Annotated in this window: 13 protein-coding genes; 4 read left to right on the forward strand and 9 right to left on the reverse strand. The window is 76.1% G+C overall.

Translation table 11 applies throughout. The annotated features are described in order from the left end of the window. Nucleotides 1–96 precede the first annotated feature (96 nt). From ACIGW2_RS09745 to ACIGW2_RS09760, 4 genes are all read right to left on the reverse strand, one after another. The gene (locus ACIGW2_RS09745) at nucleotides 97–1,422 is read right to left on the reverse strand and encodes an amidohydrolase (RefSeq protein WP_391651882.1); all 1,326 of its coding nucleotides are present in this window, start codon (nucleotides 1,420–1,422) and stop codon (nucleotides 97–99) included. A gap of 74 nt (nucleotides 1,423–1,496) precedes the next feature. Next, on the reverse strand, nucleotides 1,497–3,149 hold the full coding sequence (locus tag ACIGW2_RS09750; RefSeq protein WP_391651881.1) for an acyl-CoA dehydrogenase family protein: 1,653 nt from the start codon (nucleotides 3,147–3,149) through the stop codon (nucleotides 1,497–1,499). Continuing rightward, on the reverse strand, nucleotides 3,133–3,750 hold the full coding sequence (locus tag ACIGW2_RS09755; protein WP_391651880.1) for a TetR family transcriptional regulator: 618 nt from the start codon (nucleotides 3,748–3,750) through the stop codon (nucleotides 3,133–3,135). Before ACIGW2_RS09755 ends, ACIGW2_RS09750 begins: the two co-directional genes overlap by 17 nt. A 79-nt stretch (nucleotides 3,751–3,829) precedes the next feature. Further along, nucleotides 3,830–4,417: a TMEM165/GDT1 family protein gene (locus ACIGW2_RS09760; RefSeq protein ID WP_356065772.1), complete on the reverse strand. Its 588-nt coding sequence runs from the start codon at nucleotides 4,415–4,417 to the stop codon at nucleotides 3,830–3,832. A gap of 326 nt (nucleotides 4,418–4,743) precedes the next feature. Here ACIGW2_RS09760 and ACIGW2_RS09765 point away from each other — a divergent pair, with 326 nt between their 5' ends. From ACIGW2_RS09765 to ACIGW2_RS09775, 3 genes are read left to right on the forward strand one after another with little or no spacing between them, the layout of a single operon-like run. Next, nucleotides 4,744–5,439 (forward strand): TetR/AcrR family transcriptional regulator, encoded by a 696-nt coding sequence (locus ACIGW2_RS09765; RefSeq protein WP_391651879.1) that lies wholly within the window; start codon nucleotides 4,744–4,746, stop codon nucleotides 5,437–5,439. Next, nucleotides 5,436–6,827, forward strand: a complete 1,392-nt coding sequence (locus tag ACIGW2_RS09770) for an MFS transporter (protein ID WP_391651878.1) — start codon at nucleotides 5,436–5,438, stop codon at nucleotides 6,825–6,827. Before ACIGW2_RS09765 ends, ACIGW2_RS09770 begins: the two co-directional genes overlap by 4 nt. A gap of 1 nt (nucleotide 6,828) precedes the next feature. Next, nucleotides 6,829–7,974, forward strand: coding sequence for a PP2C family protein-serine/threonine phosphatase (locus ACIGW2_RS09775; RefSeq protein WP_391651877.1), 1,146 nt, complete (start codon nucleotides 6,829–6,831; stop codon nucleotides 7,972–7,974). A gap of 37 nt (nucleotides 7,975–8,011) precedes the next feature. Here ACIGW2_RS09775 and ACIGW2_RS09780 read toward each other — a convergent pair whose 3' ends face one another. From ACIGW2_RS09780 to ACIGW2_RS09800, 5 genes are all read right to left on the reverse strand, one after another. Then, the gene (locus ACIGW2_RS09780; protein ID WP_391651876.1) at nucleotides 8,012–9,382 is read right to left on the reverse strand and encodes an NtaA/DmoA family FMN-dependent monooxygenase; all 1,371 of its coding nucleotides are present in this window, start codon (nucleotides 9,380–9,382) and stop codon (nucleotides 8,012–8,014) included. Further along, nucleotides 9,379–10,515, reverse strand: coding sequence for an LLM class flavin-dependent oxidoreductase (locus ACIGW2_RS09785; protein ID WP_391651875.1), 1,137 nt, complete (start codon nucleotides 10,513–10,515; stop codon nucleotides 9,379–9,381). Before ACIGW2_RS09785 ends, ACIGW2_RS09780 begins: the two co-directional genes overlap by 4 nt. A 704-nt stretch (nucleotides 10,516–11,219) precedes the next feature. Continuing rightward, on the reverse strand, nucleotides 11,220–11,804 hold the full coding sequence (locus tag ACIGW2_RS09790; protein WP_399842481.1) for a nucleosidase: 585 nt from the start codon (nucleotides 11,802–11,804) through the stop codon (nucleotides 11,220–11,222). A 55-nt stretch (nucleotides 11,805–11,859) separates the two neighbouring features. Further along, nucleotides 11,860–13,287 (reverse strand): VWA domain-containing protein, encoded by a 1,428-nt coding sequence (locus ACIGW2_RS09795; protein ID WP_399842484.1) that lies wholly within the window; start codon nucleotides 13,285–13,287, stop codon nucleotides 11,860–11,862. After that, entirely contained in the window at nucleotides 13,284–14,153 is an 870-nt protein-coding gene (locus ACIGW2_RS09800) for an AAA family ATPase (protein WP_399842486.1), read from the reverse strand. The genes ACIGW2_RS09795 and ACIGW2_RS09800 overlap by 4 nt, the downstream gene beginning before the upstream one ends. Nucleotides 14,154–14,322: 169 nt before the next feature. Between ACIGW2_RS09800 and ACIGW2_RS09805 the strand changes: the two genes are divergently transcribed. After that, complete coding sequence (locus ACIGW2_RS09805; protein WP_399842489.1) at nucleotides 14,323–15,528, forward strand: PP2C family protein-serine/threonine phosphatase; 1,206 nt, start codon at nucleotides 14,323–14,325, stop codon at nucleotides 15,526–15,528. The last annotated feature ends 31 nt before the right edge of the window (nucleotides 15,529–15,559 follow it).

Genomic DNA, 15,559 nt, shown 5'->3' on the forward strand with positions numbered 1-15,559 from the left:
GTTCCGCGTGGTCCGTCGTGGTCGCGCACCACGGTGGGGGCAGGACCGGCGGGACGTACGGGAAACTCACCAACGGGTGAAACGGATCAGGCCGGATCAGGCCACTTCGGCCGGACCGACGGTCAGCTCGCCCGTCAGATGCGCCAGCGCCACGTGCGCGTGCAGCCGCACCCCGGTCGCCAGGGTGTCGTCGTCCGCGTAGAAGCCCGGGTTGTGGTTGGTGACCAGGCCCCGGCCGCCGGGGACCGGCACCGGGCGGCCCGCCGCGTCGAGGGCCAGGTCCTGCACGCCGAGCGTCACGTAGAGGCCGCCGAAGCGGTTCACGAACTCCGAGACGTCGTCGTAGCCGAGGGTGCCCAGGGTCTCCACCACCCGCTCCTCGCCCACCACCCGGCGCAGCGTGGGCAGACCGGCCGCCACCCACGCGGCCGTGTTGCGCACGGGCGGCACCGGCTGCAGGAAGTCGACCGCCGCCGTCGCCCCGTACGCCGCCGCCGTGTGCTCGGCGAGCACCGCCAGGCGCCGCTGCACCTCGGCCATGTCCGACTCGACCGCGCAGCGCACGGTGCCCCACAGGGTGACCGTCTGGCCGATGACGTTGAACCGGCCGACGTCCTCCACGTGCCCGATGGTCACGGTCACCGGGTCGAACGCCGAGACCTGGCGGTAGATCTGGCCGATCCCGGTCAGGATCCCGCCCGCCGCCGGCATCGGGTCGATGCCCTGCCAGGGCGTGGAGCCGTGCACCTGGTGGCCGGTCACCACGATCCGCACCAGCGTCGAGGCCGCGTACTGGTTGCCGACCTTGTAGCCCACCCATCCCTTCGGGTACGGCGTGACGTGCAGCCCGAAGACCATGCTCGGCACCGGGTCGTCGAGCGCGCCCTCGGCCAGCATCGCCCGCGCTCCGCCCTCCTCGGTGACCGGCGGCCCCTCCTCGGCCGGCTGGAACACGAACAGGACCGTGCCCGGCAGCCGTTCCCGCATCCCGGCGAGCACGCTCGCCGCGCCCATCAGCATCGCCGTGTGGCAGTCGTGCCCGCAGGCGTGCGAGACGGGGAACGGGCCGCCCGGATAGTCCGCGTCGACGCGCGTGGACGCGAACGGGGCCCCGCACCGGTCCGGCACCGGCAGGGCGTCCATGTCCGCGCGCAGCGCGACCGTGCGCGGCCCCGGCCGCCCGCCCCGCAGCACCCCCACCACTCCGTGCCCGGCGATCCCGGTGCGCACCTCGTCCAGTCCGAGCGCACGCAGATGCGCGGCGACCAGCGCCGCCGTCCCCTCCTCCCGGTTCGACAGCTCGGGGTGCCGGTGCAGGTGCTGCCGCCAGGCGACGACCTGCCCGGCCACCTCGTCCGCCGCCCGGTCGAGCGCGGCGCGGATCTCGTCGTGGGCGGCTTCCGTCGTGCGTTCCGCGCTCACCAGGGCCTCCGTCGGTTCGGGGGATGGACGTCCGCGACCAGACTGGCACGGGCCGGTCACCTTCCGGGGCGGGCTCAGGCGTCGGGGAACACCGGCGCCGCGCGCTCCAGGATCGCCGCCGTGTCCACGCCCTGCGGCAGCGTGCCGAAGGCGATGCCCCAGTCGCCGTCGAGGCGCGAGGCGCAGAACGCGTCGGCCACCGCCGGGTGGCCGTGCCGGACCAGGAGCGAGCCCTGGAGGACCAGGGCCAGGTGCTCCACCAGGCGCCGGGCGCGGTACTGCAGGGCCGCCGGGTCGCCCAGGCCGGCGAGTTCCTTGCGGAGCCGGCCGACCGCCGCGTCCAGCCGCCGGTCGGCGCCGGCCGCGCGGTCCACCTCGGCGAAGAAGGCCTCCACGGCGGCGGGCTGCTTCGCCATCGCCCGCAGCACGTCGAGCGCGGCCACGTTGCCCGAACCCTCCCAGATCGACGGCAGCGGCGACTCCCGGTAGAGCCGGGGCAGGTCGGAGTCCTCCACGTAGCCGTTGCCGCCCAGGCACTCCAGCGCCTCGGCCGCGTGCACCGGGGCCCGCTTGCAGACCCAGTACTTGGTGACGGCGAGACCGAGCCGGCGCAGTTGGTCCTCCTCGGCGTCGCCGGCGGCGGCCCGGTCCACCGCCCCCGCGAGCCGCAGCGCGGCGAGGGTCGCGGCCTCCGCCTCCACGGCCAGGTCGGCGAGCACATTGGTCATCAGGGGCTGCTCGACCAGCCGCGCGCCGAACGCGCTGCGGTGGGTGGCGTGGTGCACGGCCTGCACCAGGCCGAGGCGCATCCCGGACGCCGAGCTGATGGCGCAGTCGAGCCGGGTCATGTTCACCATGCGGATGATGGTGGCGACCCCGCGCCCCTCCTCGCCGACGAGCCGGCCGAGCGCGCCCTCGTACTCGATCTCGCTGGAGGCGTTGGACCGGTTGCCCAGCTTGTCCTTGAGCCGCTGGAGCCGGATCGCGTTGCGCGAGCCGTCCGGGAGGACGCGCGGCACCAGGAAGCAGGACAGTCCTCCGGGGGCCTGCGCGAGGGTGAGGAAGACGTCCGACATCGGCGCCGAGGTGAACCACTTGTGCCCGGTCAGCGCGTACAGACCGGGCTCGCCGGCCGGCACCGCCCGGGTCGTGTTGGCGCGCACGTCCGAGCCGCCCTGCTTCTCGGTCATCGACATCCCGGCGATGATCCCGCGCTTCCCGGTCGGCACCCGCAGGCCGAAGTCGTACGTACGGGAGGTGAGCAGCGGCTCGTAGACGGCGGCCAGCTCCGGCTCGGCGCGCAGCGCGGGCACGGCGGCGTACGTCATGGAGACCGGGCAGAGGTGCCCGGCGTCGGCCTGGCCCCACGCGAACACCTTCGCGGCGCGCGCCACGTGCGCCCCCGGGCGCCCGTCCGCCCACGGCGCCGCGTGCAGGCCGTGCTCGACGGCCACGGTCATCAGCTCGTGCCAGTACGGGTGGAACTCGACCTCGTCGATCCGGTGCCCGTAGCGGTCGTGGGTGTGCAGGACGGGGGAGTGGCGCTCGGCCAGCCGCCCCCACTCCTGCGCCCGGGCGTCCCCGGCGAGCCGGCCGAGCGCGCGCACCTCGTCCTCGGCCCAGCCGGCGCCCTCGCGGCGCAGTGCCTCCAGGAGCGCCGGGTCGCCGGCGACGTCGTAACCGGTGAGCGGCGGTACTTGGTTGGTGACCTCATGCGTGGTCGGCATCGGGAACTCCCAGGGCTCGCAGGGTGAAGGTGACCAGTGCGGGGACGGTGCCGGGCCCGGGGGCCCCGCCCGTCAGGGGGCCGATCAGCGCCTCCGCGCCGGCGCCGACGAGCGCGGAGGCGGTCAGGGCGGCGTCCTGGGGCGGCAGTTCGCCGTCCCGTACGCCCGCGGCGATCCGCTCGGCGAAGACGTCGCGGAAGGCGCGCCGGAAGACCAGCCGCTCGGCGTCGACCGCGGGGTCGACCGGCTCGGCGAGCAGCGCGTAGGCGAGGCGCGGCGCCTTGAGGGCGCGCCGCGCGAAGGTCTCGGTGACCGCCACGACCCGGTCGGCGGCCGTGCGGTGCCGGTCGAGGGCCGCGGCCTCGGTGACCGCGGCGACCTCGCGCCGGACGACGGTCCGGAAGAGCTCGACGGACAGCTCGGCCTTGCTGGGGAAGTGGCGGTAGACGCTGCCGGTGGCGATGCCGGCCCGCGCGGCGACGGCGGCCACGGTGCAGCCGGCGTAGCCCTGCTCGGCGAGCAGACCGAGGCCCGCCTCGACGACGGCGGTGCGCTGGGCGTCGAGACGGGCCTGGACGGCGGGCGTGCGGCGGTAGACCATGCAAGGAGTGAAGCAGTGATTCACTGCTTCAGCAAGGTCCCCGCGCACCTCCCGGCGGGGGAGGGGGGAAGGGCCGGGGTCAGCCGGTGAAGACCTCCACCAGGGACCACAGGGCGAGTCCGGCCATGCAGACGCCGCCGATCCGCTGGACGGTCTTCAGCGGAACCCGCTTGGCGATGAACCGGCCCGCGATCAGGGCGAGGGCCGAGACGCTCATCAGGGCCGCGGCGGAACCGATCGCGGTCGACCAGGTGCCGTTGGTGGCGGCGAGGTTCGCGGTGGTGATCTGGGTCAGGTCGCCCCACTCGCTGATGAACACGGCCATGAAGGCGGTCGAGTAGACCGGCCAGAAGCCGGTGACGGTCCTGCCGCCCGCCTCGTCCTCGTTGTCCTCGTCGTCGCCGCCGCGCAGCAGCATGAAGGCGCCGAAGCCGAACAGCAGGGCCGAGACCAGCTTGACCGTCCAGTCGGGCAGCAGCCCGATGAGGCTGCCGGCGCCGACGGCGATGGCCACGTGTGCGACGAAGGCCGTCGAGGTGCCGAACCACACGTAGAGCGGACGCATCCGCGTGCCCATCGCGAGGGACGCGAACATCGTCTTGTCCGGGAGCTCGGCGAGGAAGATCAGCCCGAAGGCGGTGAGGATCGCCAAGGGGTCGAGGTGCATAACCGGGGAGGCTCTCTGCTCGGGACCGGGCCCGGGACCGACACGGCGCCTCGGTGGGCGACGGGAGGACCACTCGGCCCGGCACGACGAACCACGCCCACGGGATGTGGACGCGGCGTACTGCCTGGCCGAAGGTCTCGCCCGCCCGCGCTCTCCGCACGGACCCGGTCACCGGGAACCCGGGGGTTCCAGTGTGTCGACGACCGGTTCGCAGGGCTACTCCCCTTCGCTGCCGACCAGTGTAACGGACGGTGTGCGCGATCTTCGTAGACACTGTCTACGAAACGGGTAGACAGTGTCTACCAAGATCGGCTAGACAGTTCCCCATGCCCGCAGACGCCGCACCCCGGCACCCCACACCCAAGCCCGAGCCCGTCCCCGCGCCCGGGCCGCGGCCCGCACCCGAGCCCGCACCTGCGCCCGTCCCCGTGCCGGGCCCCGAGGAGTCCCCGTCCCTGCGCGACCGGCTGGTCCGCACCGGCGTCGCCCTCGTCGACGCCGAGGGCGTCCAGGCGCTCACCCTCCGGGAGATCGCCCGCCGCGCCGGGGTCTCGCACGGCGCGCCGCGCCGCCACTTCCCCACCCACCTCGACCTGCTCTCCGCCATCGCCCGCGAGGGCTTCGCCGAACTCGGCGCGCGCGTGACCGCCGCCGACGACCCGGCGGCCGGGCCGCGCGCCCGGATCGAGGCGCTCGCCCGCTGCTACCTCGACTTCGCCCGGCAGCGCGGCGGGATGTTCGAGCTGATGTTCCGCCACGACCTCCTGGAGAGCGGCCGGCTCGGGCTGCGCGACACCAGCCTCCCGCTCTTCGGCCACTTCGCGGCCCTGGTCGCCGCCGCCCGCCCGGACACCGCGGACCCGGTCACCGCCACCGGCGCCCTGTGGGCCAACCTGCACGGCATCGCCCAGCTCTGGCGCTGGGGCAGCCTCCGCCTCGCCACCGGCGCCGACGACCCGGCCCCGCTGCTCGCCGCCGCGCTCGACGCCCACCTCGGACCCGCCACCGGGGAGGCCCGGTGAACCTCGCCCGCCCCGTCGCCCTCGCCTGCAGCGTCACCGGCGCCGCCGTCGTCGCCCTGGACGGCACTGTCCTGACGATCGCCCAGCCCGTCCTCCAGCACGACCTCGGCGCCGGCACCGCCCAGGTGCAGTGGACCAGCACCGGCTATCTGGTCGCCGTCGCGAGCCTGCTGGTCTTCGCCGGCCGGCTCGGCGACCGCCACGGCCACCGCCGGCTCTTCGTCCTCGGCTGCCTCGGCTTCGCCGCCGCCTCCGCCGGGATCGCCGCCGCCCCCGGCATCGGCTGGGTCGTCGCGCTCCGCGTCCTCCAGGGCGTGGCGGGCGCGCTCCTCCAGCCGGCCACCCTCGGCATGCTGCGCGCCGCCTATCCGCCCGACCGGCTCGGCATGCCCGTCGCCGTGCGCACCAGCGCCATCGGCCTGGCCGCGGCGGCCGGACCGCTGGCCGGCGGCTGGCTCGTCGACGCGTACGGCTGGCGTGCCGTGTTCCTGATCGGCGTCCCGCCGACCCTCGCCGTCGCCCTGCTCTGCCTCGCCGTGCCGTACGACGAGGCCGCCCGCGCCCGGAAGCCGGAACCGTCCGGCCCGCGGGGCCTCGACCTGCCCGGCGCCGCCCTGCTCGGCCTCGCCCTCGCCGCCCTCGTCCAGGGCCTGGTCCACGGGCCCACCGCCGGCGCGCTGCCCGCGCTCGCCGTCGCCGCCGTCGCCGGGACCGCCTTCCTCCGCCACGAGCGGCGCGCGCCCCGGCCGCTCGTGCCGCCCGGGATGCTGCGGCGCGGACCGGTCGCCGCCGGGCTCACCGCCCTGCTCGCGGTCTCGGCGGCGCTCTCCGGCACCGTCTTCACCGCCTCGTACCTGTTCCAGGACACCCTGCGCCTCGGTCCGCTGCCCACCGCGCTGCGGATGCTGCCGCTCGCCCTGCTGATGATCGTCGGGGCACCGCTCAGTGCCGTCCTCGCCCGGCGGTACGGCGCCCGGCCGACCGCCGCCGGCGGCGCCGGGCTCCTCGCGACCGGGGTCCTGCTGCTCGCCCGCCCCGAGGTCACCGGCTCCGCGCTCGCCACCGGCGGCTGCGCCGCCCTGATCGGCGCCGGCTTCGGGGCCGTCATGGTGACCGCCACCTCCGTGGTGGTGCGCCTCGCGGCCGAGGAGCACGCCGGGGTGGCCGGCGGGCTCCAGCAGACCGCGATGAACACCGGCCCCGTCCTCGGCGTCGCGCTGGCCACCCTGCTGCTGCCGACCGGCGCCGCGCTGCCCGCCCTGGCGGCGGCCGCCGCCCTCGCCGTCCCCGCCGCGCTCGCCCTGCCCGGGGCCGCCCGGCCGGGCCCCGGACACGCCAGCGGGGCCGCGACAACCGGGTCCGCCGCCACCCCGAACGTACGATCGTGAAATGCCCTCCGGTGGTCACCGCGCTCCCGGCACGACCGGGACGCGCACCCAGTTCAACCTCGGCCTCGCCCTGCCGTTCCTGGCCCTCGCGCTGGTCGCCGTCGCCGACCTCATCAGCGCGGAGGCACAGCACTTCGACCGGCTGCTCGTCATCGGCCCCGCCCTCGCCGCCGTCACCTGGAACGTGCGCGGCACCCTCGCCGTCGGCGTGCTCGCCATGGTGCTGCGGCTCCTCCTGGCGGTCGCCCAGGGCGACCCGGCCACCGACATCGTCTCCGCCGAGCTGGTGCTCGCCGCCGTCATGGCCGCCGCCGTCTGGGTGAGCCAGGTCCGCACCCGCTACGAGCGCGACCTGAGCGAGGTGACCGCCGTCGCCGAGGTGGTCCAGCGGGTACTGCTGCGCCCGCTGGCCCCCCGCCTCGGCCGGGTCGAACTCCACCTGCTGTACGTCTCCGCCGCCGCCAAGGCCCGCATCGGCGGCGACTTCTACGAGGCCGTACGGGTCCCCGGCGGCGTCCGCGTCATGCTCGGCGACGTCCAGGGCAAGGGCCTCGGCGCGGTCGAGACCGCCTCCGTGCTGCTCGGCGCCTACCGCGCCGCCGTCACCGAGGCGCCCGACCTGGCCGCCCTCGCCGACCGGCTCGAAGCGGGCCTCCAGCAGTACGGCGCCTGGGACCCCGACTCCGACGCGGCCGAGCGCTTCGCCACCGTCCTGCTCCTCGAACTCCCCGACGACAGCGACGTCGTGCGGCTGCTGAGCTGCGGCCACCCCGCCCCGCTGCTCCAGCACGCGGGCGAGGTCCGGCCGGTCCTCTTCACCGACCCCTCGCTGCCGCTCAACCTCGCCGGTCTGTACGTCTCGCGGCACGTCGTCGAGGAGGTCCCCTTCGGGCCCGGCGACCGGCTGCTGCTCTTCACCGACGGGGTGAGCGAGACCCGCGACCGGGCCGGCACCTTCTACCCGCTGCCGGCCCGCCTCGGGGCCTGGGCCGCCGAACCCGCCGACCGCGTCCTCCCGCTGCTCCAGCAGGACCTGACCGCCTACGGTGCGGCCGGGCTGGACGACGACGTGGCCGCGCTCCTCGTCGTCCGCCCGCCGGAACCGGCCGCCGCGGGCGCGACGGCCGTCCCGCGCGCCGTGCGCTGACGGCACGCGGGCAGGGTGCCACTCCCGGAACCGGGGGTCAGGCCAGCGGCGCCGGCCCCAGGCCCAGGTGCTCGCGCAGCGTCGACCCCGTGTACGCCGTCCGGTACACCCCGCGCTCCTGGAGCTCCGGCACCAGCAGGTCGACGATGTCCTCCAGGCTGTCCGGGATCAGATACGGGGTGACGTTGAAGCCGTCGACCGCCCCGTGCCGCACGAAGTGCGTGAACCGGTCCGCGAGCGAGGACGGCGTGCCGACGTGGCTCCGCTGCGGGCCCAGCTCGATCACCGTCTCGCGCAGCGACCAGCCGTTGGCCTCCGCCCGGGCCCGCCACTCGGCCGCCAGCGCGCGAGGGTCGGCGATCCGCGCCGAGCCGAACGCCCCGGTGTTCTCCTCGACCACCGGGTCCTCGGCCGGCAGCGGACCGTCGGCGTCGCGGTCGGACAGGTCCCGGTTCCACACCCGGCCCGCGATGGCCAGCGCGGTCGCCGGTGTCACCTGTTCGAGACGGATCCAGCGCGCCTTCTCCTCCGCCTCCTTCTCCGTCGCGCCGATGATGATCTCGGTCCCCGGCAGGATGCGCAGCGCGTCCTCGGCCCGCCCTGCCGCCCGCAGCCGGCGCCGGATGTCCTCGGCGAAGGCCAGCGCGTCGTCGAACTCCGTACCGTGCGCCGAGAAGATGACGTCGGCGTGGCGCGCGGCGAAGTCCCGGCCGTCCGGCGAGTCGCCCGCCTGGAAGATCACCGGATGCCCCTGCGCCGAGCGCGGCACGGTCGGCACCAGGTCGACGTCGAACTGCGCGCCCGCCGCCCGCACCCGCCCGATCGCGCCGGGCACCGCCCAGGCACGGGCGTCGACCGAGTCGGCCACGGCGCCGTCCGCCCAGCCGTTCCAGATCGCCCGGGCGAGGGTGAGGAACTCCTCGGCGCGCCGGTAGCGGTCGGCGTGGTCGAGGAAGCCGCCGCGCCGGAAGTTCTCACCGGTCCAGGCGTTGTCGGTGGTCACCACGTTCCACCCGGCCCGGCCGCCGGACAGCAGGTCGAGCGAGGCCAGCCGGCGGGCCAGGTCGCCCGGCTCGTTGAAGGTGGTGTTGGAGGTGGACACCAGGCCGATGTGGCGGGTGACCGCGGCCAGCGCGGACAGTTGCACCAGCGAGTCGGGCCGCCCGGCCACGTCCAGCTCGTGCACCGCGCCGCCCGTCTCGCGCAGCCGCAGCCCGTCGCCGAGGAAGAAGGCGTCGAACAGGCCGCGTTCGGCGGTCTGCGCGACCTTGCGGAAGGAGGCCGGATCGATCTGCGAGCCGCTCGCCGGGTGCGACCAGACGGTCCAGTGGTTGACGCCCTGGAAGAACACCCCGAAGTGCAGCCGCGCGTCGGGCCGGGGGACGTCGTGCGGGTCGGTGGCGGTCATCGGTGGCCCTCCCGGGTGAGCGTGGCGGAGGCTGCGGCGGTGGCGAATCGGCTGTCCGGGCGGGGGAGTCCGAGAGTGGTACGGAGCGTGGTGCCCGGCAGCGGGCGCGCGGCGAGGCGGCGGCCGAAGAGCTCGGGCAGCACCAGCCGGGACAGCACCGACAGGTCCTCGTCGAGCACCAGCGGATGCAGCCGGACGCCGTCGACCACGGCGCTCAGTTCCTCCAGGAGCGCCACCAGGCCGGCGGCGGGGCCGGTGTAGCGCAGCCGCTCCGGCGGCCGGCCCGGCGCCGTGTCCCAGGACGCGTAGCGCTCCAGGTCGGCGATCCGCTCGGCGGCGGTCTCCTCCGGGGTGTCGAGCGCCACCTCCAGCTCGGCGAAGGCCAGCGGGGCGCCCGAGGCGGCGGCCGCCCTCCCGAGCAGCGCGGGGGAGGGGCCGTCGACCAGCGCCACGTCCACCAGCTCCGGCGGCACCAGACCGGCCGGCGCCAGCACCACGGGCCGGCCCTGCGGCGGCCGGGGCACGATCGCCGGTCCCTTGACGCGGTAGGTCTCGCCGACGAAGTCGACGTAGTGCAGCCGCGAGCCGTCCAGATAACGGCTGGTGGCCACTGAGCGCACGACGGCGTCGTCCTCCCACGAGTCCCACAGGTCACGGGAGACGGTGAGCCCGTCGACGGCCTCCCGGCGCAGTGCCGCCGCGCCCTCGACCGCCGGGCGGCCCCAGGCCCGGGCCGCCTCGGGGGCGTCCTCGACGGCCAGCACCCATCCGGCCCGGCCCGCCGACACGTGGTCGAGCGAGGCGATGCGGGTGGAGACGTGGAACGGCTCGGCGTAGGTGGTCGCGACGACCGGGGCCACCCCGAGCACGCTCGTCGAGGCCGCGATGTACGCGGCGCGCTCCACCGCGCCGATCCGCCCCGCCGGTCCGCCGGAGGCGGCCGGACCGGGCGGCAGGATGCCGTCGTCCAGGGTGACCAGGGTGAAGCCGGAGTTCTCGGCGACGGCCGCGACCCGCGCGGTCCGGCGTGGGGTGAGGAGCGCACCGGGCTCGTGCGCGGCCCGGCGCCAGGCGGCCGGGTGGGCACCGTCGCCGTCGATCTCGACGGCCAGGTGCAGGGCGGGATGGGGCATGGGGGTCCTTCCGGAGGCTGGGCACGACACGGCGGGCCGACGCCTCGGCGGCACGAGGACACACACGGGCGCGGCGCCGGGGCCCGCGCACGTCGACGTGTCGATGCGTCGACGCGCGCACGGCACGAGGTGGCGCGAGGGAAGAAGGGTGCGGTGTGTCGGCGGACGCGCGAGGGCGCGGCGGGAATCAGCGACGCGCGGAAGGACAGATCGCGGAAGCCGTGCGGCAGAAGTCGACGTGCCGCCGGCAGCTCAGCAGCGCCCCCGCCGCCACGGCACGGCGGCCACGGCGCTGCGCGGCGAGCGGTGCGGGCACGGGAGACCTCCACGGTCCGGAAGGGAAGCCCAGCTGAGGAAGACCCCAGGTGAGGGAAACCCACCTTAGGCAGCCACCGTCACGGCCTGTCAAGGGAGCCGCCGAGCGGTGAGACGGCATCGGTGAGCAGGGGTCAGGGAGGGGCAGCGGAGGGCCTGTTGGGGGACGGGGCGGGGCTCCACGTGGCGCGGGGGCGGGGCGAGGCGCCTGTGCGGGCCCGAGGCGGCACGCGCGCCCGCGGGCCGGGCCGCCGGGCGTACGCGCACGGGCGGGTGTCCAGGGGGCAGGTCTCCCGGCGGGTGGTGCCATGGGCTGCGCGGGCCCGTGGCCCGGGGGCGGACCCGCGGCGTGCGCGCGGCTCAGGGCCCGCACCGCCCCCGCGGGACCCTCAGGCGTGGTACGGCGTGTGGGCCTCCGCCCAGTCGGCGAGGGCGCGGGCGCACTCGGCGACCGATTCGCGCCAGCTGCGGGCCGCGCCCTCGCCCGCCTCGTCGCTCACGTGCTTGACCATGCGCAGCGGGACGCCCGCGAGCGCGGCGGCGCTCGCCAGCGCGTAGCCCTCCATGTCGACGAGGGCGGCCCGGGCCGCGAGCCGGGCGCGGGAGGTCTCGTCCGCGATGAAGGCGTCACCCGTGGCGAGCACCACGTCGCCGCCCGCGGGCAGGGCGATCGGCGCGCCGTAGGTCTCGCCGGTGAGGCTCGCGAGGAGCTCGCCGTCGAAGTCGTGCTGGAGGACGGTGCCGACGACATGGGTGCCGGTCCAGCCGGGGCGCAGGGCGCCGGCCGTGCCGAGGTTGACGATCTCGGAGGGCCGGGTGCCGCGCCCGAGGACGGTGGCGAGCGCCGTGGCCGCGTTGACCTTGCCCATGCCGGTCAGCAGCACCGGCAGGTCGGTGTCCAGGTGCTGTGCCTCCTCCTTGACCGCGAGGACGAGCAGGGGACGGCCGGCGGTGATCTCACCCATGAGTTCCATGCGGGTCACGCTACCGGGTGAACGCCGGTCCCCCCCTGCTCGGAGGGGCGGCGGCTCAGACGGGGAGCAGCCGGCCGATGAGCTCGGCGAGCTGGCGGGCGTTGCGGCAGGGGCGCATGTCGACGAGCTCGGCGTAGGCGTGCGCCACGGAGTCGCCGGTGGACCACAGGGCGGGCTGCTCCGGGTTGAGCCAGTACACCCGGCGGGCCCGGTCGGCGATGAGCTTCAGGGCCGGGAGGTTCGGGTCGCTGCGGTTGGTGCGGGCGTCGCCCAGGACGAAGACCACGCTCCGCGGGCCCAGCGCGTCCGCGTACCGCTCGGCGAACTCGCCGAGCGCCGTCCCGTAGTCGCTCTGCCCGTGCCAGCCGGTGAGCGTGGCCTCGGCGAGGATCCGTTCGCCGAGCCCGGCCGGGTCCGTCCGGCCGCGGGCCACCAGGTCGGTCACCTCGTCGACCCGGTTGACGAAGGCGAACACCCGCACCCGGCTGAACTGGTCGTGCAGGGCCTGCACGAGCAGCATCGTGAAGTGGGCGAAGCCGGCCACCGAGCCGGACACGTCGCACAGCAGCACCAGCTCGGGCCGCCCCGGGCGCCGGCGGCGCAGTACGGGCCGCACCGGCACGCCGCCGGTGGACAGCGAGCGCCGCAGGGTGCGCCGCAGGTCGATCTCGCCGCGCGCGGCCCTGCGCCGGCGGGCCGCGAGCCGGGTGGCCAGCCGGCGGGCGAGCGGGCGCACCGTGCGCCGCAGCTCGTCGAGCTGGTCGCGGCCGGCGAGCAGGAAGTCCACCCGGTCCGGGGTGGCGGCGACCGCCCGCCGGGCCACCCGGTCACGGCCCTGCCGCAGGGCCACCCGGCGGCGCGCCTCGGTCCGCACCCGCTCGCGGAAGTCCTCGATGCGCCGCCGGATCTCGTCGTCGGTCAGCCGGTCGGCGAACTCCGCCCCGCCGGCCGCCCCGGCGTCCCGGAGCGCCTGCCGCACCCGGGCGAGCAGCGTCTCGGGGCGCAGCCGCGACAGCGTCTGGTACGAGGACCAGCCGTCCGAGCCGGGCGTGGCGCCGAATCCGCCGAGTGCCCCGACCGCCTCGACGGCCAGCAGGTTCAGCGCCGCCTCGTCGGCTGCGGCGAGGGCGGCGGCGAGCCGCTCGCGCAGCGCCGCCGTCTCCTCGGGGCCGGCGGCGGCCGGCCGGGGCTCCTCGCCCGCCTCGCGCTCCGGGGCACGCCCCGGGTCCCGCTCGCCGGGGTCCCGGAGCGGGAAGTACAGGTCGAAGACGTGGTCGAACACCCGGCGCTGCCCGGCGCCGTGGAGCAGCGTCGCGGCCAGGGCCTCGCGCACCCGCTCGCGGTCCTCGAAGCCGACCGCCGTGACGGCGAGACCGGCGTCGACGGTCTCGCCCGTGCCGATGCCGAAGCCGTGCGCCCGCAGCGCGCGGACCAGGCCGGTGACCCGGTCGCCCGGGGTCGCCGGTTCCGGGCGGGCGCTCACACCGCGCCCAGGTCGAGCTTCGCGGCCGCCTTCCGGATGTCCTCCTGGTGCTTGAGGAGCACGCCGAGGGTGCCGTGGACGACCTCCTCGGAGAGGCTGTCCGCGCCGAGCGCGAGCAGGGTGCGGGCCCAGTCGACGGTCTCCGCGACGGACGGCGCCTTGCGCAGGTCCATCGCGCGCAGCGCGCCCACCACCCGTACCACCGAGGCGGCCAGTGCCTCGTCGATCCCGGGCACCTTGCCGCGCACGATCCGGCGCTCCAGGTCCTCCTCGGGGAAGTCGACGTGCAGGAACAGGCAGCGGCGGCGCAGCGCCTCGGACAGCTCGCGGCTGGCGTTGGAGGTGAGGACGACGAAGGGACGGCGGGTGGCGCTGATGGTGCCGAGCTCGGGCACGGTCACCTGGAAGTCGCTCAGCACCTCCAGGAGCAGCCCCTCGATCTCGACGTCGGCCTTGTCGGTCTCGTCGACGAGCAGCACGGTCGGCTCGGCGGAGCGGATGGCGGTCAGCAGCGGGCGGGAGAGCAGGAACTCCTCGCCGAAGACGTCCGTGCGGGTCTCGTCCCAGCTCTCGTCGCGGCCCGCGGTGATCCGCAGCAGCTGCTTGGCGTGGTTCCACTCGTAGAGCGCGCGGGACTCGTCCACGCCCTCGTAGCACTGCAGGCGCACCAGACGGGATCCGGTGACGGCGGCGACCGCCTTCGCCAGCTCCGTCTTGCCGACGCCCGCGGGCCCCTCGACGAGCAGCGGCTTGCCGAGCCGGTCGGCCAGGAAGACGGTGGTCGCGACGGCGGCCGAGGCCAGATAGCCGGTTTCGGCCAGGCGCTCGGCGACGTCGTCGACGGATCGGAAGAAGCCGGTCGTCATTGCTGTTCCCCCCCCGCAGTGGCCATGGGTTACCCGCCAGTAGCGGCAGCCTACCGTTCGGTATGCCGCAGGTCACGCGGTCGCGTCCGATCGAATCGACGGGGGTGCCGCGCGCGGGGCGGGCGGGCCGCTGATGGAATGGGGGAAGGCGAACGGGCGTGGAGGCGTGGTGGCCGGAGAAGCTGGGGAACGGTCCTGGCCGGAGGGTGAGCACGCGGCCGTCCTCGCACGGCTCGACGCCCTGGAGCAGGCCGTTGTCGAGATCGGGACCCGACCGGACGAGACGAGCGTGTGCGCCGAGCTCGCCGCCTTCCTGGTGCGCCGGGTGGCCGACGCCGCCGCCGTCGAACTGCGCCCCGCGGACCCCGGCGCCCCCGCCCCGCCCGAACCGGCAGCCACCGCCGGGAACACCGCCCTGCTCCACGCCGCTCCCGGCGCGGAGCCCGCCGAACCCGCCCACCCCGACGTCCCCGCCGACCACGGCCCGGACGGGGACGCGGTGCTCGCCCTGCCGCTGCGCGCACCCGACGGGACGGACCTGGGCCGCGTGCGGCTCGCCCGCGCCTCCGGCGGTTTCGGGACGCACGAACGCGCGGTCGCCGCCCACGCCGCCCGGCTCGCCGCCGTGCACCTGGGCCACGCCCGCACCCTCGCCGCCACCGAGGCCACCGCGCTGCACCTGCAGCGCGCCCTGGTCGCCGAACCCGGCCGCCCCCACCCCAATCTGGAGATCGCCGGCAGCTATATGCCCGCCGGACCGCGCACCCTGGTGGGAGGCGACTGGTTCGAGACGGTCCGGCTCCACTTCGGGCGCAGCCTCCTCGTCGTCGGCGACGTCATGGGCCACGGCCTGGACGCCGCGGTCGACATGAACGCCTACCGCAGCGCCCTGCGCGAGGTCGCCGCCACCGACCTGCCCCCGCACCGGGTGCTGCGCCAACTGGACGCCGTGGTCGCCGAGGACGAGGGGCGACGTCCGGCCACCTGTCTGCTGGTCCAGGTCGACCCGGGCCGCGCCACCGCCACCTTCTCCAGCGCCGGCCACCTGCCGCCGGTGGTCTTCGCGGCCGACGGCTCCGCCGAACTCGTCGACCTGCCGGTCGGCCCTCCGCTCGGCACCGGCCTCGGCGGCTACGAGTCCGCGGTCCGCGCCCTCGCCCCCGCCGACACCCTGCTCTCCTTCACCGACGGCCTGGTCGAACGGCGCGGCGAGGACATCGACGTCTCCCTCGCGCGGCTCGCCGCGCTGCGCCTCCCGCCCGGCTCCGGACCCGCCGAGGTGGTCGACGAAGTGCTGCGCCGACTCGACGCGCACAGCGCCGAGGACGACGTCGCCGTGCTCGCCGCACGCTGCCGCGAACGCCCCCTGGGCTGAGGCCCGTCGACGGGTTTCACCCCCCGACCGG

It is taken from the genome of Streptomyces sp. NPDC053541 (assembly GCF_044544705.1).
Taxonomy (GTDB): Bacteria; Actinomycetota; Actinomycetes; order Streptomycetales; family Streptomycetaceae; genus Streptomyces.